At 40.0% G+C, this 23,124-nt stretch carries 19 protein-coding genes and 1 tRNA gene; 12 read left to right on the top strand and 8 right to left on the bottom strand.

Annotated features, from left to right (window positions below; translation table 11 throughout):
* Positions 1-63: 63 nt before the first annotated feature.
* Both K3248_RS07830 and K3248_RS07825 read right to left on the bottom strand, forming a co-directional pair.
* Positions 64-1,230 (bottom strand): hypothetical protein, encoded by a 1,167-nt coding sequence (locus K3248_RS07830; RefSeq protein WP_220717813.1) that lies wholly within the window; start codon positions 1,228-1,230, stop codon positions 64-66.
* Positions 1,231-1,364: 134 nt separating this feature from the next.
* Positions 1,365-1,913: a hypothetical protein gene (locus K3248_RS07825; RefSeq protein WP_220717812.1), complete on the bottom strand. Its 549-nt coding sequence runs from the start codon at positions 1,911-1,913 to the stop codon at positions 1,365-1,367.
* Positions 1,914-3,195: 1,282 nt separating this feature from the next.
* Between K3248_RS07825 and K3248_RS07820 the strand changes: the two genes are divergently transcribed.
* From K3248_RS07820 to K3248_RS07795, 6 genes are all read left to right on the top strand, one after another.
* Positions 3,196-3,693: a hypothetical protein gene (locus tag K3248_RS07820; RefSeq protein WP_220717811.1), complete on the top strand. Its 498-nt coding sequence runs from the start codon at positions 3,196-3,198 to the stop codon at positions 3,691-3,693.
* On the top strand, positions 3,690-4,148 hold the full coding sequence (locus tag K3248_RS07815; RefSeq protein WP_220717810.1) for a hypothetical protein: 459 nt from the start codon (positions 3,690-3,692) through the stop codon (positions 4,146-4,148). The genes K3248_RS07820 and K3248_RS07815 overlap by 4 nt, the downstream gene beginning before the upstream one ends.
* Before the next feature lie 118 nt (positions 4,149-4,266).
* A complete protein-coding gene (locus tag K3248_RS07810; RefSeq protein ID WP_220717809.1) occupies positions 4,267-4,800 on the top strand; it encodes a hypothetical protein in 534 nt (177 codons plus the stop codon).
* Positions 4,801-5,739: 939 nt separating this feature from the next.
* Complete coding sequence (locus tag K3248_RS07805; RefSeq protein WP_220717808.1) at positions 5,740-6,132, top strand: hypothetical protein; 393 nt, start codon at positions 5,740-5,742, stop codon at positions 6,130-6,132.
* Positions 6,133-6,140: 8 nt separating this feature from the next.
* Positions 6,141-7,916: a DUF6990 domain-containing protein gene (locus K3248_RS08830; protein ID WP_246588394.1), complete on the top strand. Its 1,776-nt coding sequence runs from the start codon at positions 6,141-6,143 to the stop codon at positions 7,914-7,916.
* An 88-nt stretch (positions 7,917-8,004) separates the two neighbouring features.
* Positions 8,005-8,328: a hypothetical protein gene (locus K3248_RS07795; RefSeq protein ID WP_220717807.1), complete on the top strand. Its 324-nt coding sequence runs from the start codon at positions 8,005-8,007 to the stop codon at positions 8,326-8,328.
* A gap of 1,188 nt (positions 8,329-9,516) precedes the next feature.
* Here the strand turns inward: K3248_RS07795 and K3248_RS07790 are convergent.
* The 4 genes from K3248_RS07790 to K3248_RS07775 form a co-directional block, all read right to left on the bottom strand.
* Positions 9,517-9,825 (bottom strand): hypothetical protein, encoded by a 309-nt coding sequence (locus K3248_RS07790; RefSeq protein ID WP_220717806.1) that lies wholly within the window; start codon positions 9,823-9,825, stop codon positions 9,517-9,519.
* Positions 9,826-12,011: 2,186 nt separating this feature from the next.
* Complete coding sequence (locus tag K3248_RS07785) at positions 12,012-12,608, bottom strand: hypothetical protein (RefSeq protein WP_220717805.1); 597 nt, start codon at positions 12,606-12,608, stop codon at positions 12,012-12,014.
* 305 nt (positions 12,609-12,913) lie between these two features.
* Positions 12,914-15,172: a toprim domain-containing protein gene (locus tag K3248_RS07780; protein ID WP_220717804.1), complete on the bottom strand. Its 2,259-nt coding sequence runs from the start codon at positions 15,170-15,172 to the stop codon at positions 12,914-12,916.
* A gap of 131 nt (positions 15,173-15,303) precedes the next feature.
* Positions 15,304-16,317 (bottom strand): YdaU family protein, encoded by a 1,014-nt coding sequence (locus K3248_RS07775; RefSeq protein ID WP_220717803.1) that lies wholly within the window; start codon positions 16,315-16,317, stop codon positions 15,304-15,306.
* A 454-nt stretch (positions 16,318-16,771) separates the two neighbouring features.
* On the opposite strand from K3248_RS07775, the gene K3248_RS07770 reads away from it, so the two are divergent.
* The 4 genes from K3248_RS07770 to K3248_RS07755 all read left to right on the top strand — a co-directional run bounded on the left by K3248_RS07770 (position 16,772) and on the right by K3248_RS07755 (position 19,178).
* Complete coding sequence (locus tag K3248_RS07770) at positions 16,772-17,089, top strand: helix-turn-helix domain-containing protein (protein WP_220717802.1); 318 nt, start codon at positions 16,772-16,774, stop codon at positions 17,087-17,089.
* Between the two features lie 309 nt (positions 17,090-17,398).
* Positions 17,399-17,788 (top strand): hypothetical protein, encoded by a 390-nt coding sequence (locus K3248_RS07765; RefSeq protein WP_220717801.1) that lies wholly within the window; start codon positions 17,399-17,401, stop codon positions 17,786-17,788.
* Between the two features lie 3 nt (positions 17,789-17,791).
* Positions 17,792-17,980: a hypothetical protein gene (locus tag K3248_RS07760; RefSeq protein ID WP_220717800.1), complete on the top strand. Its 189-nt coding sequence runs from the start codon at positions 17,792-17,794 to the stop codon at positions 17,978-17,980.
* Between the two features lie 397 nt (positions 17,981-18,377).
* Positions 18,378-19,178 carry a lambda exonuclease family protein gene (locus K3248_RS07755; RefSeq protein WP_220717799.1) on the top strand — a complete coding sequence of 267 codons (801 nt, stop codon included), beginning with the start codon at positions 18,378-18,380 and terminating at the stop codon, positions 19,176-19,178.
* A 295-nt stretch (positions 19,179-19,473) separates the two neighbouring features.
* Here K3248_RS07755 and K3248_RS07750 read toward each other — a convergent pair.
* A tRNA-Thr gene (locus K3248_RS07750) sits at positions 19,474-19,548 on the bottom strand.
* A gap of 167 nt (positions 19,549-19,715) precedes the next feature.
* Here K3248_RS07750 and K3248_RS07745 point away from each other — a divergent pair.
* On the top strand, positions 19,716-19,868 hold the full coding sequence (locus K3248_RS07745) for a hypothetical protein (RefSeq protein ID WP_220717798.1): 153 nt from the start codon (positions 19,716-19,718) through the stop codon (positions 19,866-19,868).
* Positions 19,869-20,049: 181 nt separating this feature from the next.
* Complete coding sequence (gene murA, locus K3248_RS07740) at positions 20,050-21,345, top strand: UDP-N-acetylglucosamine 1-carboxyvinyltransferase (RefSeq protein ID WP_220717797.1); 1,296 nt, start codon at positions 20,050-20,052, stop codon at positions 21,343-21,345.
* 939 nt (positions 21,346-22,284) lie between these two features.
* On the opposite strand, the gene K3248_RS07735 is transcribed toward murA, so the two are convergent.
* Positions 22,285-23,106: a TIGR00282 family metallophosphoesterase gene (locus K3248_RS07735; RefSeq protein ID WP_220717814.1), complete on the bottom strand. Its 822-nt coding sequence runs from the start codon at positions 23,104-23,106 to the stop codon at positions 22,285-22,287.
* Positions 23,107-23,124 lie beyond the last annotated feature (18 nt).

Raw genomic sequence — 23,124 nt, 5'->3', positions numbered from 1 at the left:
TGTTGGTGGCTGGTGTTGCTGGTAACTGATGCTGTTGGTGGTTTGTGTTGCTGGTGGCTGGTGCTATTGGTAGCTGGTGCTGTTGGTGGTTTGTGTTGCTGGTGGCTGGTGTTGCTGGTAGCTGGTGTTGCTGGTGGCTGGTGCTGTTGGTGGCTGGTGTTGCTGGTAGCTGGTGTTGCTGGTGGCTGGTGTTGCTGGTGGTTGGTGTTGCTGGTGGTTGGTGTTGCTGGTGGTTGGTGTTGCTGGTGGTTGGTGTTGCTGGTGGTTGGTGTTGCTGGTGGTTGGTGTTGCTGGTGGTTGGTGTTGCTGGTGGTTGGTGTTGCTGGTAGCTGGTGTTGCTGGTAGCTGGTGCTGTTGGTAGCTGGTGTTGCTGGTGCTATTGGTAGCTGGTGTTGCTGGTGCTATTGGTAGCTGGTGCTGTTGGTGGCTGCTGGTGGCTGGTGCTGCTGGTGGCTGGTGTTGCTGGTGGCTGGTGTTGCTGGTGCTGTTGGTGGCTGATGCTGTTGGTGGCTGATGCTGTTGGTGGCTGGTGTTGCTGGTAACTGATGCTGTTGGTGGTTTGTGTTGCTGGTGGCTGGTGCTATTGGTAGCTGGTGCTGTTGGTGGTTTGTGTTGCTGGTGGCTGGTGTTGCTGGTAGCTGGTGCTGTTGGTGGCTGGTGCTGTTGGTGGCTGGTGTTGCTGGTAGCTGGTGCTGTTGGTGGCTGGTGTTGCTGGTAGCTGGTGCTGCTGGTGGCTGGTGTTGCTGGTAGCTGGTGCTGTTGGTGGCTGGTGCTGTTGGTGGCTGGTGTTGCTGGTGGCTGGTGTGGCTGGTGGCTGGTGTTGCTGGTAGCTGGTGCTGTTGGTGGCTGGTGTTGCTGGTGCTGTTGGTAGCTGATGCTGTTGGTAGCTGGTGCTGTTGGTAGCTGATGCTGTTGGTAGCTGGTGTTGCTGGTGGCTGGTGTTGCTGGTAGCTGGTGCTGTTGGTAGCTGATGCTGTTGGTAGCTGGTGTTGCTGGTAGCTGGTGTTGCTGGTAGCTGGTGGCTGCTGGTGGCTGGTGTTGCTGGTAGCTGGTGTTGCTGGTGGCTGGTGCTGTTGGTGGCTGGTGTTGCTGGTAGCTGGTGCTGTTGGTGGCTGGTGTTGCTGGTGGCTGGTGGCTGGTGTTGCTGGTGGCTGGTGTTGCTGGGGGCTGGTGCTGTTGGTGGTTTGTGTTGCTGGTGGCTGGCCGTGCGTGCTTGGGTAAGGCTGTCATACAAATATAAATTTGCCTTATATTTTAGGGTTTTCACCGCATGTTAGAAATATGGAGGGGATATCTGTTCTCCTGTGGGAATTTAAGATCCGTGCCATTTTATCATTATGTATTGTGTAGGTTTATTTTTCTGTTTAACAAGAAAAATGCTTATGAAGTATACTAAGAATGAGACGTAATGAGCCGATAAGAGAGGGAAGTGCTTGATCTTCTACAACGAGATATTGTAAAGCAGCGTGAAAGTTATGTTGGCGATGTTTTTGTTGTGCTTCTTGGATTGCAGCTTTCATATTTTCATAGTGTTTTGTTGTTTTTTCAATCCATTTTTTGTGCGCTTTTTCATTTGATGTTTTGTATGTAAAGTTATCATAATAACCATGTGGTAAGCCTTTCGAACACAGATAGTCATTTCTAATTTGGAGATATCGCTGTGCAGCATCATATTGCTCCTTACTAATACCGGAGGCATCTTGTTTATATCCAAGCAAACAAAGGCGCCCGATATAGGAACCAGAAAGTGGATTTTTTGCATCTTCTATGCTTAAACCAAAATGTTTTGCGCGCATTTCGATTGTTAATTGAGATGAAGGTTTACGTAGATTTTTAGCGCGTGAAATACGTTCATTGGGCTTTCTTGGTGTTTCTGTTATTCTTGGTCTAGCGCGTTTTTTATCTGTCTTCATGAGAGTACCATTTGAATAAAATGAGAATTTTCGGTAAATACTGCGCAATGTTGGTAAAGCATTTTGGAAATGTGCGCATACTATAAAGGGGTAGCACTAAAAAATGATGATAAAATTGTTCCCAGAGGGACAAAAAATGTTGTTGTGCGTTATTGTTCATCCTGTTTACCTGATCATTGTTTGGCTCTTTCGAAAGCAATCTTTGAATATATGTTGAGGGTATAGGAAAAATTGTTGTGTGGGAGGAAAGCGTTATAAGCAAATAGGACCTTGCTTTGTGATTAAGCTTTCTGAGATGTTCTAATCTTGCCCCCTTCGAATTTAGATCTTCTCATTTTAGCTCTTAAAACCATCAAATTATGGTTTTGCTCTTGCTTTCGGGGGAGGAATCCAGATGCTTGATACACATCATTTAAGGAATATAACTTTCTGCTATTATACCATAAAAGGAAGCCTATTTTCAAATAAAATATCGATAATCTGCTAAAGAAGAAAAACGAAAAAGATAACAAAATGTGTAATAAAATACTTTCTTCTTGGGGTTAAAATATCCTTTAAAGAAAATTGTTTTTAAGATTTTTATTTTGCGCATTTTTGAAAATGAAGCAGGGAGATCATCATGATATTGTTTAGACGTTATGGGGCAACAGGCTATGAAGGATGGAGTCTCAATTCTAAGGGGCTTTTCTTGGAGGTTTGTTTTTGAGAGAGCCTTTTTCTGAGCGCACTGTTTTTTAAGGTCTGGTCTTAAAAGGTTGGGCCCTTTTTATGCTGGTTTTTCTCTAGGCTGTATTCTGCTTCCATATTAAGGGGATGTCGTTTTGCTCTTCTGGGCCGCGTTTGAAAAAGCCCTTTAAGTTTCTTTCATTTTTTTAAAAAAATCAATGTTTTCTTCAAGAAAAGAGGACGGTACTCTATGTTCGTTGTTTCTTATGATGAGGATGCAGCGTACGCAATTGTGCTAAAAGAGCCCTGTTTTCGCGTTTTTTCTCTCGTTGAAGAGGAGAGAGGCGCTTTGCATTTTTTATGGTGTCATTTGTTCTTTAGTCTTATTCTCTCTTTTATATACAGGTTTTAGGTGCTTTCATTGTGAGAGAAACTGTATGCACTTTGTGGATATTGTTCTTAATCCTTTGAAGAAAGGGAAATCAAAGAGATGAAAAAAGCCTTTTAAAGTTTTTAAAAATTTTTATAATCGGAACAGAGTCGGGCCCTTTATGATATGTCATTTTTTATATCATGCATAAAGGTGTGAAGGTATAAAAAATTGAAAAGGGGGAAAATGACAAACTTTCTTGCTTTACCTTTTGTCTTTCATTATCTGTCTTTTTTTATAGCAGCGAGTTTCAGTTGTCTGTTATCAGTGTTTTTTTATTATATCATTCTTAAACGTTACAGAATATATGGGCGTATGTTACAGGCCTTGAAAAATAGTGCGCTAAAGAAACAATCTACAATTTTTCTGTTAGATCTAAAAGCAACAAAAATGGCGAATATTATTCAGTTAGCCAGTGGCGCTCTTCCTATGGTATTGAGCTATAATATAATAGAAACATGGTTGCATAGATGGATAGCAAGCGCAAAGACAGATTGGGGTTCTTTGATCTTTTTGATCCCGCAAATCGTGGGGTTCTTGGCTGTGTTCTTTATACCCATTGCCATAGTCATAGGAATGTTTTTTAATTGCCAATTGCGTAAAAATATTCAGCAATTGGTAAGCATAGGTGAACAGCAAGAAAAAGAAATCCTTATCAGTAAGGCAAGAGGAGAAAACAAATGATGCATTATTTTGTTCTAGCTCTTCGTTTTCTGTTTTGGATGATGACTGAAAGTTTCATAACGCTGTTGGCGTTGTTCTTTTATGACTTGGTTTTTAAGCGTATAAGATTGTACTTTCGTATCTGTAAGGAACGCAAAAACGGTGTAATACAACCTGTAAGCAATTATCAAAGAGAAATGGACGCATGTGCTCCTGTCCTTGATATAGGTGTAGGAAACCTGTCCTTAAAAGAAAATATGCTTCTTGGGATAAAATCTATCGCTTCTCTCCTGACAGAATATAAAACAATATTTGTTATCGCGCTCATACTTGGAACCTTACAGGCGGTAAGCTTCGTTCTTACTCCAGAGTGGCGAGAGGGAGGGATGTTCTTGTGGAAGGGACAAGGAGCGCATCTATCCTTTTATTGCCCTCTTTTATTATTGTATGTCTTATCGCATGCTTACCAATTATAGTTCTGCCCTTTGCTTTTATAGCAAATAACTTGAGAAAAATCATCCAGAAACAAGAAAAAATGCCTGAGCAATATTCTAAAGCTGTTTCTCTCAAAAGTATAAAAGAAGGAGAAAGAGGATGAGCTTTGTTGAAGCTTTAAAAATTTTGTTTTTGATATTCTCTGGGAGTGGTTTTACGCTGTCCTTTGTGAGCCTATTTTACGTATTTTATCAGCGTATCAAATTACACAGGAGCTTGTCCTTAGAATTGAAAAACAGTCTCATGCCGCAAGGGAAAAGGGGGAAAAGGGGGAAAAGTGAAGGAAAGCCACAGTGTTCAGTGCTGGAAAAAAAGGAAAATTTACGTTCATTTGAACAAATAACAAGTTCTTTATACAAAAATAAAAAAGTTTGGATCTTTTCTATTCTGTTTGGGGTCTTACAGGCTTTTAGCTTGACCATCACAAAAGGCTGGGATGTGGGAAGGTTAGAAAGCTGGTCACATGGTGTAAAATATTTTATTGTTTTATTCCCCTCATGCATATCCGTATTTGTCCTTCTCTTTTCGCCCATTGTTTTAGTGGTTCATTTTATTATCATGTCTAGAGTAGAAAAAATTATCCCACTTTTGGAAGAGAAACTTAAAGAGAAAAATGAGCCAGTTGTATTGTAATTGGTTGGTCAAGGAAAAGAAAAGTAAGAAAAACTGTAAAAAATTCTTCTTTTAAAATCTCTATTTCTCGCTTTTTGACACAAGAAGGATCAAAAGCGTGCACTTTAATAAGAAAAAAGAGCTCTGCTTTTTTTCCAGCAGATGAGGCTCTCGTGCAAGTCATCAGAAAACTGGAAAAAGTGTTTGATGAGCATGACGCTTCTGCTTCAAAAAAAATTAAAGTACAATGAAAAAGAAAGTATCACTTGTGGGAAAGTCAAGGCTTTCTTTATCTTGGATAAGATCATAAAATAATTTTCTCTCTCTTGACTGTTATGGTGGTTGCTTCAATAATCACTTTTTAAAGAGACAGGATCTTTTTATTATGCTTCTTTTTTAAGACAAGCTGTCTGAGAGACGCGATTTTTTTTAAGAATTCTAGGCATTTTTTTAAAAGAAGATATAAGATCATGTGGGGGAAGCTGTACGCTTTTCTTTCATAAAATTTTGCCGCTGTTTTTTTGAGGCTCTCCTCTGGGACAGGCGGTCTCTTTTTATTTTATGAATCATTGGGAAATTTTTACAAAAGGGGAGAGGTGGTAAAAACATGATTCAAAAATGGGAAAAACGAAGGGAAAAAGCTGAATAATATAATAAACGGATGATTGCACACTTTACAGATAAGAGAGGGGGAAAATTTGAATGAGCGCTTTATTTAAAAAGAAACAGAAGGTTGTTTCTTGGATCATTATCTCCAAATAGGGTATTTTGTATAACAAGAGTGCATGATTTTGTACAAGTGGAACGGGCTTTTTTTCTACATTTGCATAATGATAACTTTAGCAAAATAAGGGCGCTGTCAGATAAAGGATGCGGGGTATTTGCAACAAATTGTAAGAGGTAGAAACTTTAGGAATCAAGCCGTTGTGCAAAAATACACAGAGAGTATTTATGGAAGAAATGGGAAAAATAAAGGAAAAACAGGCTCTTTGTGATAAAGAGTTAGGCGCATTTTCACTTACAGAGGCGTTTCTTTCACGTAGAGATTACAAAAGAATCTTTTACATTTCTCTTCTCTTTGTAATTTTAAAGGGAGCATTTTCTGTCATTGACATTTTAATAGAATGGAAACTGTTGGAGTTTGAAAATGACACCATTTCTATTGTTCTTATGATTCTTTCTCGTTTCCTGCAATTTATTACACTCTTTATTATACTTCTCATTCCAATCGCTGTGGGATGCCGTATCATCTTTACGCATTTGTTGAAAAAAAAGATCAAAAAATTAGAAGAAGTCACCCAAAAGCGAGACAATATAATACGTCTACGAGAGAAAACATCTAAAGGGTGCTAGGGGAGAAAATGGACGGGAGTTTTATAGCATTTATTGTCTTAGGAGGGTTATTGGTGATGACTCTTGCGGTTGTCACTACCATGTTGATTTTAGCATTATATAGCTCTGTTATAAAGCGTGTGCGCCTTTTGCGTAAAGTGACAAAGGAACTGGATAATGTATTAAAAGAATATGAGACAGCGCTTGGACAGCCTGTGGGGGTGCTACGGGGTACGGCGGAGCCTGTGGGGGCGCTACGGGGTGCGGCGGAGCCTGTGGGTGCGTTGCAAGATGCGGAGCAGCCTGTGGGGGCGCTACGAGATGCGGAGCAGCCTGCGAATGTGCTACGCGGTACGGCGGAGCCTGTAGATGCGCTACGAGATGTGGAGCAGCCTATGGGTGCGCTACGAGATGCGGAGCAGCCTGTGGGTGCGTTGCAAGATGCGGAGCAGCCTGTGGGTGCGTTGCAAGATGCGGAGCAGCCTGCGAATGTGCTACGCGGTACGGCGGAGCCTGTAGATGCGCTACGAGATGCGGAGCAGCCTGTGAATGCGCTACGGGGTACGGAGCAGCCTATGGGTGCGTTGCAAGATGCGGAGCAGCCTATGGATGCGTTGCAAGATGTGGAGCAGCCTGTGAATGCGCTACGGGGTACGGAGCAGCCTATGGGGGCGCTACGAGATGCGGAGCAGCCTGTGGATGCGTTGCAAAATGCGGAGCAGTCTGCGCATGTGCTACGGGGTACGGAGCAGCCTATGGGAGCGTTGCAAGATGCGGAGCAGCCTGTGGATGCGTTGCAAGATGCGGAGCAGCCTGTGAATGTGCTACGGGGTACGGAGCAGCCTATGGGTGCGTTGCAAGATGCGGAGCAGTCTGCGCATGTGCTACGGGGTACGGAGCAGCCTGTAGATGCGTTGCAAGATGCGGAGCCTTTGAATTTTTTGACTATGGAAAGTGCGACAGCGCTTTTACAGCATTGGGGATGGTCTATTGAAGTTGAGGGACGAGGCGATTATGTGGCCACTTATGCTTTGCCAGACCGCGAAGTACAATTTCTTTATAATGATGAAAATATGAAAGGATATCCAAAGTTTGATTGTGGACTTTTGGTTATGACTGGTCTTTTTGCTGCTGCTTGCCAGACTCTTGATCCTAGTAATTCTAAAGCTTTGCCCAGTCTTCAGTTGTATTTTGATGCAAAGGGACTGAAAATTTTTGAAGAAAAAATGGGGGAAACACGCTTAAAACAAGCACTTGAGGAAGCTTTAGAAAAGGTGCAGCAAGATTTTGATATTCATAAAGTGCTTCGTTCTCGATACAGTATTCCACCTTGGGAAAATGGGAAAGCAAAAATTGCACCGGATGGTCTTTTGCATCTTGCGGCTTTGGCTTTGTTGGGTGAAGTTGGGATTTTGTTGTTTTATAGCAAACGCTTTATTATCGGTGATCGGATGGGGTTTGATGAAACTATTCAAGAAATTCATCTTGAACGTGCGGTCATTTTAGCAAAAGAGGTGGAAAAAGAGGCGCAATTGAGTTATGCTTTGCTTCAAAAGGCTGCAGAGAAAATGGCAATGAAAGTGGGAAGCTATCAATATTTCAGAGCTGGGGATCTGGAGTTATGTCGTAAAAAAAGAGATGACTATAGAAAAGCATGCGAGGAAAAAAAACAATCTTTGAGAAAACAAGGATTTATTGTTTCTGATGAGCCTGTCATTTATAAAGTAGAGGGAAGAAAATATTATCACGATATTCTCTATATAAAGAATGGGGTACCAGCATTTTTAGATATAAAAGTTGGTTAGCTTTAAGCTTTCTCTTATTGAGCGGAAAGATCTGTTTAAGATAAAACAAGGGTGCCTTTAAAAAATCTTAAGAAAAAAGGGGGGGAAAATGAAGATGAAGAATTCTATAGTGGGCATAAGTTTACGTTTTTTCTCATTTAAAAATTGTAATCTCATGTTTCAAAATGCGCTGATAAGGTTATGTCTTCCGCTTATCATAATGGTTTTAGCATCTCCTGCATTTGCTGGTTCTTTAGTAGATTTGTGGTGTGAAAAAAAATGGTATGGACTGGGAAATTTTATTTTTTTGCTACCGGTTGTCATTTGGATCTGTATTTTTGCACCCTTACTTATTTTTTGGGGACTCCATAGTATCCGAGATCGTAAATTAAAAAAAACAATGCAACAGTTAGAGGATTTTCCAGAGCAATAAAGTAACTTGATGACAAGTCACATGTACTCTTGTGTATCAATGTGTATTTTGTGTGGAAAGTTGTGCGGTTGATGTGGAGAATAGCTTTGTGTAGGAGGGATGTGCGCCTTTGTATGAAAAACAGCACGTTTTTATTTAGCTTATGCATTGAAGAGAAAAAATGACTACGCTGTTGCGTTGGCTGATTCTTTTTTAAATATCTTGAAGAGTCGTGCTTTACAGGTATGCTGTTGCGAGAGAAAGAAGAATCATGAAATAAAGCTTTTCATATTTTGGTTTTATCCTGTAGAAAAGTAACGCTTGCAGTTTGATAAATATATTTTATGGCAGCAGAGGCCTATATTAGACAAAAGAATCAAAAAATTTCTCTTTAAAAGACTGTAATTTTGCATAAAAAGTGCAAAATTGAAGTTGTTTCGTTTTAATGAAAAAGAGTGCAGAGAGAGCCTTTAACAAAAAGGATAGCGATTCTGTTATCAATATCTTAAAAGGCATTCATTGAAAGCTCTGTAATAAAAAAGTTTTCCGTAGATAAAGTTTGCAATGAGAAAAGATAAAGGAAAGAGTAAATACTTTATCTATAATGGGAAGAAGTATAAAGATCTCAATAATTATGACATATAAGGTGAAAAAACTTTTTTGAGCGTTTTGTATAAAGAATGAAGAACGGGCATTGATGCATATAAAAATTGATTCGTTTTATATGTCTTGTATTATTGAGGAATATAAAACGTCTTTTCAGATGCTTCAAAAGAATCACACAATTTAAAAAACATAAATTGTATAAAAGAAAAACACGAGAACATGCAGATGTAATGGGGAATGAGCAATGCGTTTGAAGGGTGGGTGCTTTTCTTTTCGCTTTTAAGAAAAAGTACTTGGGCATTGCTTTTATAAGCTAAGATTTTATTTCTATTACTTTTTTATCCTTTTAGGGAGGATATATTTTAAAAAAGCTGCTATGTTTTATGGTTTTTTATTTTCTTAGAAGGTAATCGTTTTGTAAGCATATCAAGCTTAAGTTATGAACAGTATTTTAGAGGGAAAATATTTTGTATGCAAAATTTCAAATGGTATAGCTTTTCATAAAAATTCCTAAAAATTAAGATTTTTTAAGATGTCGCTTTATAGCATAGAGAATGTTGAGGGACTTTTTTTAAGTTTTTAGCTTTGTATTATCTGTTTTTATTAAAAATATTTAAGAAAAAGCAGCATAAAAGATTTAAAAAATCCAATAATATCATGTAATAGATTTTTTCCTTTTTTGTATAAATCTTCTATTTCTCTTTGTTTTTCCTCCTTATTTCTTTGTAGTTTGAGTATATTTATATCTGTTGTGTCGCTTATTGGTTGAATAAACCATGGCGTTATTGTCTCAACAGTATAAGGCGTAACAACGGGGGAAGGTTTTTGGCTAACTATACGATCAGATTCTTGAAGTGCAAGTGATAAACCACTTGTAACAGCACCGGCTATGAAAAAATATCGAATATTCATAGTTTTTCTCCTCTATTTATCCCACTCAGTAAATATCATAATGAATGATATATAAAATCATTTTAAATAAATATGGTAAAAATACAACAACCACAAAAAAGAATAAAATTTGCCTCTAATTTGACAAAATTATCCTTATTTTTACCGCAATTGAATCTTTCAAATGCTATTTTATTGAGGTGGAAAGGAGAGTTTGAAGATCATATACAGCTATAGATAGCAAAATGGATGTTTAAAAAAGCTGTTAACAAACAGATTTTTGTTCATGGTGAGGGGTTCATAAAAACGAAATGATAAATAACAGATCAGTAAAATGTACTTAATGAGGGGTGGGGTGCATCCTTTGAGGGCGGATGCACCCTATTGAGGTTCGATGCTTCCTTAGAGGGATGGAGGCATCTTTTATGAGGGGTGGGGTGCATCCTTTGAGGGCGGATGCACCCTATTGAGGTTCGATGCTTCCTTAGAGGAATGGAGGCATCTTTTATGAGGGGTGGGGTGCATCCTTTGAGGGCGGGTGCACCCTATTGAGGTTCGATGCTTCCTTAGAGGGATGGAGGCATCTTTTATGAGGGGTGGGGTGCATCCTTTGAGGGCGGGTGCACCCTATTGAGGTTCGATGCTTCCTCAGGGAATGGAGGCATCTTTTATGAGGGGTGTGGTGCATCCTTTGAGGGCGGATGCACCCTATTGAGGTTCGATGCTTCCTTAGAGGGATGGAGGCATCTTTTATGAGGGGTGGGGTGCATCCTTTGAGGGCGGGTGCACCCTATTGAGGTTCGATGCTTCCTTAGAGGAATGGAGGCATCTTTTATGAGGGGTGGGGTGCATCCTTTGAGGACGAATGCATCCCATTAAGGTTTGATGCTTTTCCAAAAGGATAGAGGCATCAGCTTGAAAGATGACAAATATTTTTAATGAGAAAGAAGCTTATGGTTTCTATATCTCAGATTAATAAGGCGTTGTATTTATGGGTATTTGTTTGTCGCTTCGATATTTGAAGAATTGTATGCTTTGAATAGCAAATATGTGGGACAACACAAGCTGTTAAAAAACTTATCATCATTGAGGGCTCTAAATATTATTTTTGAATTTTTAATGCGTTTTATTTACACAAAATTTATGCAGTGCGCATCTATAAAATGTGTTTTTGTACAAAAAAATAAACATAATAAGATAATATCGTTAAAAATTTATTTCTGTAATTATCGTTTTATTTTCAGGCTATATCGAGAATATATATTTTTATGATGATTTTTTGTTATTAAAATGTGCTTTTAAACGATGTTTTAGAGGGGGATGATAATATGTTTTTTTCATGAAAAATATTTTTATTCATGTATCAAAATGAAAATTTATGAAAAAATTTAGCTTAAAAATTTACTTATCTATAAAAAAGAAAGCGACTCACGCTTTGAAAGTGATGAAACAAAATGATAAAAAGGGAAATGCCTTTTAAAGAATTTATAAAGCTTGTAAGGATGGTCGTATTTCAATGAAAAAGTTATGAGATGGGGAAAGTGGATATTACTAAAGCAATTCTATTAAGAGCGTAGATTATAGATTGATTTTTGCTGAGGAGATTTTGTTGGGAGATGGTGATGCAGAAAGTTAAGAGGGTTTTCTTTTAAAGGATTGGATGCTTATTTATATAAAATTCTCTTTTTCTTTTGTGCTGTTTGCTTTGTATACAGGTGATACAGAGAAATTTACTTTTTTAACTTTTTAAGGACAAAGGGTAACTTTGCAAAGATAAGATATAAATTTTTTTTCTGGCAAAGAAACTCTATGGGATAGTTGCCATCTATGGGATAGTTGATAGGAAAATGCGCTATCAGGGGAGATGTTGTTGGAGAGGGCTGTAGGGGGTGGCTTAACCATATGGCTTTTGATGAAGTTGCTTTCTCGCCCAAAAGATTGCACAAAAAAGTAGGTCTTTAAAACCGTTGGCGCTTAAGATAACTGCTATCGCAAGGCAGCTAGCACCAAACAAAGTTCGTTTTTAACGAAGTGACTGTTTCTTTGCGGTTTTCAACTCTCTTTTAAGGATATAGCTTTGACGTCATTTTTGGGCGCTTTATGGAAAAAGTTGCTAGAGAGGGGCGAGGTTAACGGTGTTTTGGGGGGATGGAGATGAATTGGTCCGTGTGAAGGGTTTTAGCGCTTGTGTTTGACGAGGAGGGGAATTATTTGAAATGTTGATGGTTCGTATATCCCCAATGAAATGCAAGCAGATCTAAGCAATCGCGTAAATGGTCAGCAAGTGAGTTTTGTTTACGTTTGGAAGGCGTGAGGTCTTTGATCTTTTGGTCATAACCTACAACTTGTTCAACAAGCCAATAGCCAAGCACGCCAAGTTGTGTCTTAATTGTTGTTAAATGATTGGATGACTCTATTTGACGCTCGATGGGATGGGTGTAACTTTGTCTGCATTCAACTTTTTGACGTGTGTAATCACGTCCCATATGAAGATCTCCCTGACTTTGGCGCCAGTAAATATAAAAACGTTCTGCTGCTTTATATTGTGCTTTGCTAATATGTCCTTTCGCATATAAAAGTGCAATAGGGCGGCTTTTGACATTGGAAATTGCAACGATGCTACGTGGGTTGTTGGTGCTTTCTGGATGTGCTTGCTGAAAATAAGGATTGCGTGTTTCAATGGGAACTTCTTGCGTCTTTAAGTGGCCAATATGCTGTTTGCTTTGCTCTTGAATAGAGAGATGAGACGTTTCTAAATTGCTTTTTGGGTTCTCTTTATTTTTTCTATTATCTTGATGCTTCATGTTCTCTCCTCAAAAATTGTTGTTTGATTTTTGTTTTTAAAAGGCAATGCTTTTAGGAGCTTCTCTTCTATGCATAGAAGGAAAAGATTGCGTTGTGTGCCCTTATGAAACGAGGGCATGGCGTAAGGTGCAGAGGGGATTGTTCTTGGTGTTGAGCTTTTTTTCTTTTAAAGAAAAAATTATGCTGAAGGCCGTGTAAGTTATGCGGTATATGGCGGATGTAGATTTGTTGTGAAAATGATTGTTCGTCTTTCATGAGAAGAATATTTTGTGGGAAGTTATAGATTAATTAAAGACAAGGTTGTTTAAGAGGGGGAGCGTTCAAGATAATGACGCGATATTAAGAGGGGATCGTAAGAACAGCGATAGCGATAGGTTTGTGGATCAAACCAAAGACCAACTTTTCCTTCAAAATCACCTGAACGTTGTTTTGCAATATTGATAATGACGCCAGGACGTTTCGCTAAATCTACTTTTTCTTCCTTGCATGAAGTCGCACAAATTTTATCCTCTAAGGGACGATTTCGCCAAATAGTAATGATGTTGAAAGCATTGGCACCAATTTCTGAAGCTCCTTTAATATCTTCTGTTCCAGGAATCTCTTTTTCTAGAGTCCCTTTGCGGGCATGAGCAACAAGATGAATGTGTACAGCATTTAAAACAGCCCAATCTACCATTTTATAAACGGCTTGTTCTTGTTTTGCATAGTCATCAGAAGAAATGCCAAGCCGCATGAGACTGTCTATGATAAATTGATCGCAGCCATAGCGTGCACGACAATAGTCAAAGACATCAAGGAGTGTATCAACAGTTGATTTTCCTACATGCTCATAAAGAATAAGACCATTATCTAAAAAATGCAAAATTTGTTCAATCATTTCGGTGGGGGGATGTTCTAAGCCCCCCGTTTGTCTTATTAAACGGCGTAAGGATTGTTCTCCTTTCATTTCTAAGGAGGCTAAACAAAGACGACTCTTTTGAGAAATCCAATGGGGAATACAGTCTGATAACAATTGGCTTTTTCCTGCACCACTTGCACCGCCCCATAGCGTTAATTCCGCTGGACGAAAATATAATTTATCTTTCAGTTTTGGATAGGGGACCGTATAGCCAAGATGTTGTCCAGCGCTTGGCCAAAATAGCCCTATAATTTGATTTTTGTAGTCTGATGCGCGTCGTAATCCTTCTGGAGCAAAACTTTTTGCTGAGGCAAAGGCTGCTGCTATGGTTGCTGCATCAATACCAGCTGTTAAACAGTCGTTTGCATCTTTATGGGGAAGGTGTACACGATAGCAACGGTGACGACCAAGTCTGTTGGCAATTTCATGGGCTGCTTCTTCCCCCGGTTTATCCATATCTGTGGCTAAAAAAATGGTTTCAAAAGATTCTAAATGATCAAATTCATTTTCAATCCAATTGTGTTTTCCTCCACTTCCACCTCCAAACGGAACAGAAACTGCTGGATATCCGTAGGCCGCTAAGGAAAGCGCATCAATTTCTCCCTCTGTGATAACAAGTGTGCGATTCGATGAAGAAAAAATGCCTTGTAGAGAAGTAGAGCCGCCTTGTGAAGAAGTAGAGCCGTCTTGTGGAGCAGTAGAGCCGTCTTGTGGAGCAGTAGAGCCGCCTTGTGGAGCAGTAGAGCCGCCTTGTGAAGAAGTAGAGCCGCCTTGTGAAAAAGTAGAGCCGTCTTGTGGAGCAGTAGAGCCGTCTTGTGGAGAAGTAGAGCCGCCTTGTGAAGAAGTAGAGCCGTCTTGTGGAGCAGTAGAGCCGCCTTGTGAAGAAGTAGAGCCGCCTTGTGAAGAAGTAGAGCCGTCTTGTGGAGCAGTAGAGCCGCCTTGTGAAGAAGTAGAGCCGCCTTGTGAAGAAGTAGAGCCGCCTTGTGGAGAAGTAGAGCCGTCTTGTGGAGAAGTAGAGCCGCCTTGTGAAGAAGTAGAGCCGTCTTGTGGAGAAGTAGAGCCGCCTTGTGGAGCAGTGGGGTATGTTGGGTAAAACGCTTGCCAACCAAACAAAATGGGTTCACATTGCGCTGCTGTTGGTTTGGATTTTGCGCCTGCTTGTGCTTGGCGTTCTTTCACTAAAGCAAGTGTGCCATCAGGCTTATAAAAGGGAAAAATAATTTTTTTATCCTCTTCTCCTATGCGGTAGCGCTTTAAAATATCAAGCGGAATTTTGCGTTCTTGGTGAAGATATGTTTTTACCGCATTCTGGGGAGCGCTCCCCGTTGGAACCGGTGGACGACGATAAGTACGATGAGGAGATTTGAAAGGTTTGGGACGCGCTAGATGCAGATTTGCACGTGCTTCTTCTAATGCTTGTGAAAGAGTGATACCTTTTACTGCACACCAAAGGTCTAAAAGATCGCCCCCAACGCCTTCTGCAAAATCATACCAAAGTCCTGCTTTACTGCCACTCAAGCAAATCGATAAACTTTTACCTACTTCTCCACGTGTGTTACCAATAACCCAATTATTACCACATTTATGTCCTTGGGGAAGAAGCATTTCTGCTATCGTGCTTGCTTGAGATGCAAGCTTTTGTTTGATCTCAAAAATGGTGTTCATGTTACCTCGTATACTCTGTGATGTGGTGCGCTCATGCCTGGTATTTTGCTATTGTGCTGCTTGGCTTTGTTAAAAAGAAAAAAGACGACAAACCTTGTCTGAGCTCTCTTGATTTTTTTCCTAAGTGACGCTTACCCTGTCTGATAATTGATGAGGCTTCGGTAAAGAGTATCATTGTCGTTATTTTGATGTGCGGCTGTACCATGCGTGGATAAAAATCTTGCCTTTTCTGTAGATTCTTTGATCCGTTCAATTTCGCGACGATACCAATTGCGCCATGCGGCTTGCCAATCTACTTTAAGCGCTTCTTTGCCACTTTTAGCATGCCAATAATCACGAAATTTCTTTTCTTGCCAACGCGCTTGTTCTTCATGCAACCCTTCTGAAATTGCCGCATCGATATCTGCTTGCCAATCTGCTGGAAGACGATGTCCTTTAAGATATGGGCGGGAAGTCTTCGACTTATTGCTGAAGTTGGAAAAATGGGATGCATCCTCATTCAAATGTGAAGGGCTTGTTGCTGTTTCCTTTAAAGGAGAAGAAATGCCGACAACTTCTCCTTGTGGGGAAGAACAGCCAGAATGAGCGCGAGAAGCATTTGTAGGCTGTTCTTTTTCTGGGGCTTCCGATTCTAAAAGGGATAAATAACGGGGCTTTTCTGAAACACCGTTAGGTGTTTCCTTTTCTTCTTCTGTCTTCTGAGCTTCTAAGTTATGTGGAACATTTTTTTCACACCTGTTCAGCAAATGCTCAATCTCAGCATTGATTTTCTTACGTTTTTTTGCTGAAGAACGACCCGCAAAAGATTTTTTCTCAAGCAGTTTTGCACGCTCTTGAAAGACACGATCACAGCGCTTATTCCATAAACCATTGGCTAAATTTAAAATCTTTCCCTCTTCTATTAACATTTCTAAAACATTGAGAAAGGTTCTTTTGTCACAGCCGCAAAGACGTGCTAACCGTTCTACCGATAACTCTAAAGGACGACCGCGCGCGTACATTTCATTGAGAAGAATCGTATATATGCCAATTTCATGGGCCCGCATGCCGCGAACGCCACCTAGAAAATCATTCTGATACCAACAAACATAAGGAAGCGTGGACGATTCGTAGTGTGGAGTTTCTTGTTGATTGCAAAGTTGCATACTTCAATCCGCTTTCTTCTTTTCTTATATGTTTTTCTTTACAACAAAACTGAAAATCATATTTTTGTGTATATATTGCTATTTAATAAACGTTTTGACGCTTTAGGAATGGTTTCGGTTTTCTATTGGTTTTCTCTGTTAGAGGAGGTGAGCGTGAAAAAAATGGCTGAATCTCTAGCAGAGGGTTGTATTGGTAAAGGGTATGCAACCATATAATTTGAGATTGCGTAGATGTTAAAACATAAAGAGTACAATATTTGAGACGCATAGGCTTTCGGGGGCGCCTTTTTGCATCCTTTGGGGTGATAAAATGTTCTGTTAACCCGAAAATGAACTTTTTTCCCCCCAAAAAGTAGAATTTGTTTTCTTAGTATTATCCTTTTTAGAGGATAATGCAAGCCTATTTTACAGAAAGGACGTGTTTTTTTTAAAAGACGCGTTATATGGTGAGAATATGAATATCGATGGTTGGCGTCAAAGATTAAAAACTGCTCTTGAAAACAATGGACGGTCAAAAAGATCTGTCTCCCTCGCAGCCGGTAAAGGTGCGGGATATCTTCATTCTATCCTGTCTGAAGGAAAGGAACCAACAATTGAATCTCTAGCACGTATTTGTCATGAAATTAATATCAGTATGAATTATATCCTTTATGGACAGGAAGCAAGTCATCAAGACAAGGAGTTTCTGGAACTTATTTCAAAACTCTCTCCCGAAGAGAAACAGGCAATTTTGACTCTTTTGAGGAGGACAAATGGCGAAGAAGCGAAATAATTTCTTTTTGTGTTTTTGAATCAAGTTTACACCAATGTTCTAATAATTCTAAATCTTTCATTTTAGCTCTCCTGTCTGTTGGTGGTTGCATTGAGTAAGAACAAATAGAGAACAATATATGGACATAAGGCGAAGAAAAGAGAGCAACTTTGCATTCGCATATGCCTTTTTAACGTTATAATGGCTAAAATATATCTCTTATTAAGGATAAAATAATTTGACATATCTCCCATAGAGGATATAAGACTAACGCTATATTTGACCTTGTCAAGAGAAAGCTACGTTTTATTAACTATATAGGGAAAAATTATGAAAAACATACCATTCGTTAAAGAGGATGAAATGATCATCATTCTCTGTGAAGATGAAAAGCCTGACGCTTATGAAGGAATATTCGATCAAATTGAAGAAGTCTTCGAAATTTTAGAAGAATATGAAACTATTCACAAAATTTTACGTCTTGATCTTATAACATTGCACGCCGAAGACGTTAGTGAACAACTCGCTGCGTTTTATATTACGCATTATGAAATCGATGAACAAAATACGCAACTTCAACCATTTATTCTCAATAGCGATGCTTACCATGTTTTTTTAGATGAAAAAATAACGCGTCATTATGAAGACAATGTCTATGGATCCTACGAAAAACAGCACCGTTTGCGCCCTTGTGATGTCTTGAATGATTATTGGTGGTAAATCATGTCAAGTTATCTCAAAACAACCGTTTATAAAGGATTTCCTCTTTATTACGCCGGAAACAACAAAAAAACAATCAGATTGGAGCCACAAAAAGAAAATGCGGTTTCTTTTATATCGAAGAAAGCAGCTGCTTATGTTGCGAAAAATTTGGCGGAAAAATATCAGCGCAATGACTTTTTTATTGTCTGAGCGTTTTGGGAAGAAAAGAAATCTGAGGAAGACATTTTCATTATGCTATGGCTGATATTGATGAGGAAAATTTTAATTTTTTTTGCGCTTTAAGGGGGGCTTTCATGAGAGCTGTTAAAGGAAAAAAAACTCTTATTTTCTTTGAAAAGAAGAGTCTTTTAAGCAAAAAGCCATATGCAAAAAAAGTGTAAAAAACAAAGGCAGAGCTTTCAAGAAAAGGTGGAGAAAGACGTGTTTGGAGAAGTGATAGGCACAAGGAGGCCATTTATGCTGTGGATCTTTGCCTTTGGGGAAGGCTGATGAGAGAAGAGGATGCTTGTGTGGGGGAAGGTGCATTTTGTTAATGCTTTAAAAAGCATTCTTCAAAAAGGTTATTTTATCATAGGGGGAGGGGCGTATGCCAATTATAATTGATTGTCTTCAAGGAACCGATGAATGGCATCAAGCACGTAGAGGGGTGATTACAGCTTCTTTGTTTGAGATGGTTATGGCACGAAAAAAACAGGGGCAAAAAACCGCAAAATATCAGTCTGTTATGATGAAATTGGCTGGAGAAAGAATCACTGGAAAAATTGTTGAAGAGGGGACAACCCTTGCTATGCGGCGTGGAACAGAATTAGAGCCAACAGCGCGAAAGCTTTATGGTACACATATGCAAACAGAACCGCAATATATTGGGTTTGTTTTGGCCGATGATCGTATGAAGGGATTTTCTCCTGATGCATTCATTGAAACAAATGGATTGTTAGAAATTAAAACAAAAAAACCAGAAATTCTTATTCCTTATTTTTATCAAAAAAGTTTTCCCCAAGAGCATAAAGCACAATGTCAGGGAGGGCTCTGGATTGCGCAACGTGAATGGGTGGATTTGATGCTTTATTGGCCCAATATGCCACCTTTGATTAAACGTGCTTATCGTGATGAAGCTTATATTCGTCAACTCGAAAATGAAATTAGCCGTTTTAATGAGGCGTTAGAGAGAATGGTACAGCATATTAAATCTGCTGAGACGGGTTTTGGCATGAGAGGGGAAAATATTCTGGAAAAAACGCTAAGCCCAAAATATGAAAAAAAACAGGCAATGCGGTGTGGAAAAACGATAAAAGAAAAGCTTGAAAGAAAAGAAAACGCTCCATTGGGACGTAAAAGTTTTAAGGGAAAAGTGCAGGGACGTTTTGCTAAAAACAGGAAGATGTAAAAAAGGAAAAGAGGAATCTGTGTAGCACGTAAGAAAAAGAGAAAATTGCAAAAATGGCTTGACCTTTGTTACAAAGCGACTGGTTGTACGGTAAAGCACCATATATGTGGTGGGGAAGCTTTATGAATGGTTGGAAAATGTGAAAAGGCTTTTGTAAAGCTGTTGTAGGACTTGTCTAAGCTGAAGGGGAAAAAACGCAAAGAAAAGAGATGCACACAGAGCGGATCTTGCCGAAACAGAATTTGCAAAAATCTGAAAAGAGAAGTGGATAAGGTATATAAAGTACCCATAACAATGGTGCTGCGAGAGAGGATTGAACTCTCGACCTCTCCCTTACCAAGGGAGTGCTCTGCCACTGAGCTACCGCAGCTTTCTTGACAGCTTTTGCCGCTGTCTTGTGCCATATTGTCATAAAATAGGCAAGAGACCTTTTGTCATTCTTGAAAGAAACCACGTCTTGTGTCATGACATACATTCATTATCAATGGCCATGAGTTCCTTAAAAAAAGCTCAACACTGCTTAAAAAAGGTTGTGCAATGATACAAATACAGCAAAAACAAAAAACAGAAAAACTTCACCAAAAAGACGAAAAAGAAAAAAAACGTCAAGAAAGATTGGCACAACAATTGCGTCAAAACCTGAAACGTCGAAAAGAGCAAAGTCGAAAAAGAGCAGAAACAGACCTCTAAAGAATGCTTCTTATCGCATCTATGCAACCAAATCTTTTATGATTCGTTTTAAAATGATCAGGTTGGTTGTGAAGTATAAATAAACAAAGCTTCTTAAAGGAACAAAATCCTTAGAGGAAATAAACCTTTAAGGGGGAAAACCTTTGGAAGGGGAAATACAAAGGGAAAGAGGGAAAGTGCTATGGACTCTATTCAAATTGTGGGCGGAAGAAAACTGAAGGGAATAATTCCTATTTCAGGTGCTAAAAATGCTGCTTTGCCTCTTATGATTGCTGCGTTGTTGACAGAAGAAACTCTTATTTTAGAGAATGTGCCCCATTTGGCTGATGTCGAATTGCTTATTCGAATCCTCAATAATCATGGGGTTGGATATGCTGTTGACGGTCAAGAAAATCATCACGATTGTGTCAATGCAAGAACAATTCATTTTACAGCTAAAAAAATAACGACAATACACGCCCCCTATGAACTTGTTAAAAAAATGCGTGCAAGCTTTTGGGTCATTGGGCCCTTGCTGGCGAGATGCCATGAGGCCTCTGTTTCTCTCCCTGGAGGATGTGCTATCGGAACAAGACCGGTCGATTTTATTCTCGAAGGACTTAAAACTTTAGGGGCGCATATTACAATCGAAAAAGGATATGTTCATGCAAAAGCGCCAAAAGGATTAAAGGGGGCCCATTATCGTTTCCCTAAAGTTACGGTTGGAGGGACACATGTTTTGCTCATGGCTGCTGCTATGGCAAAAGGGGAAACAATCCTCGAAAATGCTGCGTGTGAACCTGAAGTCTCAAATCTTATTCGTACACTCAATGCAATGGGAGCAAAAATTGTAGGAGAAGGTACAACAACGCTTACTATCGAGGGCGTGAAAAAACTCAAAGGGACGCGAATACGTGTGATCCCTGACCGAATCGAAGCTGGAACCTATGCTATGGCTGTTGCTATGACCGGGGGAGAGGTTTTGCTTAAAAATGCAAATGCTAACCATCTTACGCAAGTGCTTAAAGTGCTTCAAAAAACCGGATTAACGATCGAAATAAAAACGCAAGGGATTGCTGTTAAACGAAACCCCCTGCAAACAAAAATTATGCCTGTTGATATTAAAACAGGTCCTTATCCAGCTTTTCCAACCGATCTTCAAGCGCAATTTATGGCATTGATGACATGCGCTCAAGGAACGGCGCGTATCACAGAAACAATTTTCGAAAATCGTTTTATGCATGTTCAAGAATTGATCCGTTTGGGCGCACAGATCAAGCTTGATGGGCAAACTGCAATCGTTTCCGGCGTAAATTCTTTGCAAGGTGCTCCTGTTATGGCGACCGATTTGCGGGCTTCTGTCTCTCTTGTGATTGCTGCTTTGGCTGCAAAGGGGGAAACAATCGTTAACCGTGTCTATCATCTTGATCGGGGATTTGAAAAATTGGAAGAAAAATTAGCCCAATGTGGAGCCAAAATCCAACGTATAACAACTTAAACCCTTTTTGAGGGGGGCTTTGAGAGAACAGCCCGTGCTTTGCTGAGGAAAGGCAACCCTTTAAAAAAGAAAAAATGCTCCCTTGTCTGAAGTGCTCTTTAAGGGCTTTGAGAGAACAGCCCGTGCTTTGCTGAGGAAAGGCAACCCTTTAAAAAAGAAAAAACGCTCCCTTGTCTGAAGTGCTCTTTAAGGGCTTTGAGAGAGCAGCCCGTGCTTTGCTGAGGAAAGGCAACCCTTTAAAAAAGAAAAAACGCCCGCTTGTCTGAAGTGCTCTTTAAGGGCTTTGAGAGAGCAGCCCGTGCTTTGCTGAGGAAAGGCAACCCTTTAAAAAAGAAAAAACGCTCCCTTGTCTGAAGTGCTCTTTAAGGGCTTTGAGAGAGCAGCCCGTGCTTTGCTGAGGAAAGGCAACCCTTTAAAAAAGAAAAAATGCTCCCTTGTCTGAAGTGCTCTTTAAGGGCTTTGAGAGAGCAGCCGTGCTTTGCTGAGGAAAGGCAACCCTTTAAAAAAGAAAAAACGCCCGTTTGTCTGAAGTGCTCTTTAAGGGCTTTGAGAGAGCAGCCCGTGCTTTGCTGAGGAAAGGCAACCCTTTAAAAAAGAAAAAACGCCCGCTTGTCTGAAGTGCTCTTTAAGGGCTTTGAGAGAGCAGCCCGTGCTTTGCTGAGGAAAGGCAACCCTTTAAAAAAGAAAAAACGCTCCCTTGTCTGAAGTGCTCTTTAAGGGCTTTGAGAGAGCAGCCCGTGCTTTGCTGAGGAAAGGCAACCCTTTAAAAAAGAAAAAATGCTCCCTTGTCTGAAGTGCTCTTTAAGGGCTTTGAGAGAGCAGCCCGTGCTTTGCTGAGGAAAGGCAACCCTTTAAAAAAGAAAAAACGCCCGCTTGTCTGAAGTGCTCTTTAAGGGCTTTGAGAGAGCAGCCCGTGCTTTGCTGAGGAAAGGTGAAAAATCACCAAAAATCTGGACTCTCAGGTTTTAAATGAGGACCAATGCGTACCGCTGAGACCTTTTCTGCTAAACCGGTGCTGTCTGAAAGCTCAACAGCGAAACCACAAAGGGTGGCGGGACCACGTGCTGGTTCATAACGATCTTGCTTCTTCTTATAAAGAAAACGATGTAATGGTTCTTCCTTATCCATTCCAAGAGATGAGTTATAATCTCCACACATGCCTGCATCTGATAAATAAGCACTCCCACCTTCTAAAATCTGCGCATCTGCTGTGGGAATATGGGTATGTGTACCAACGATAACACTCACGCGGCCATCAAGAAAATGACCAAAACATTGCTTCTCACTCGTCGTTTCTGCGTGAAAGTCAAAAATAATCGCATCAGCTTGCTCCTGCAAAGAGCAGGCTGCTAAAATCTTTTCTGCCATTTCAAATGGATCAACAACTTTACACGGCATAAAAACACTGCCTAAAAGATTTGCAACAAGTACACGCGCTCCATTCTTGGCGGTAAAAATACCAACCCCTTTTCCTGGAGTCTCTTTCATAAAATTTGCAGGACGCAAAAAACGGTCATTCTCATGCGCATAGCGCAAAGCTTCTTTGTTGGAAAAAGCATGGTTTCCTGTCGTAACAACGTCAGCGCCTGCCATTAAAAGATCTTGATACGTTTCTTGGCTTAAACCAAAACCATCAGATGCATTTTCACCATTGACCACAACAAAATCAAGTTTCCATTGTTCAATCAGTTGTGGAAGATGTTCAAAAACAGCTCTACAGCCCGTTGCTCCTACAATATCTCCTAAAAATAAAAAATGCATGGGTGTTTTAATCACACT

It is taken from the genome of Bartonella raoultii, from assembly GCF_019659805.1.
GTDB lineage: Bacteria > Pseudomonadota > Alphaproteobacteria > Rhizobiales > Rhizobiaceae > Bartonella > Bartonella raoultii.
The sequence above is the reverse complement of the archived record's forward strand: the minus strand, read 5'-3'. Positions and strand labels throughout refer to the sequence as shown.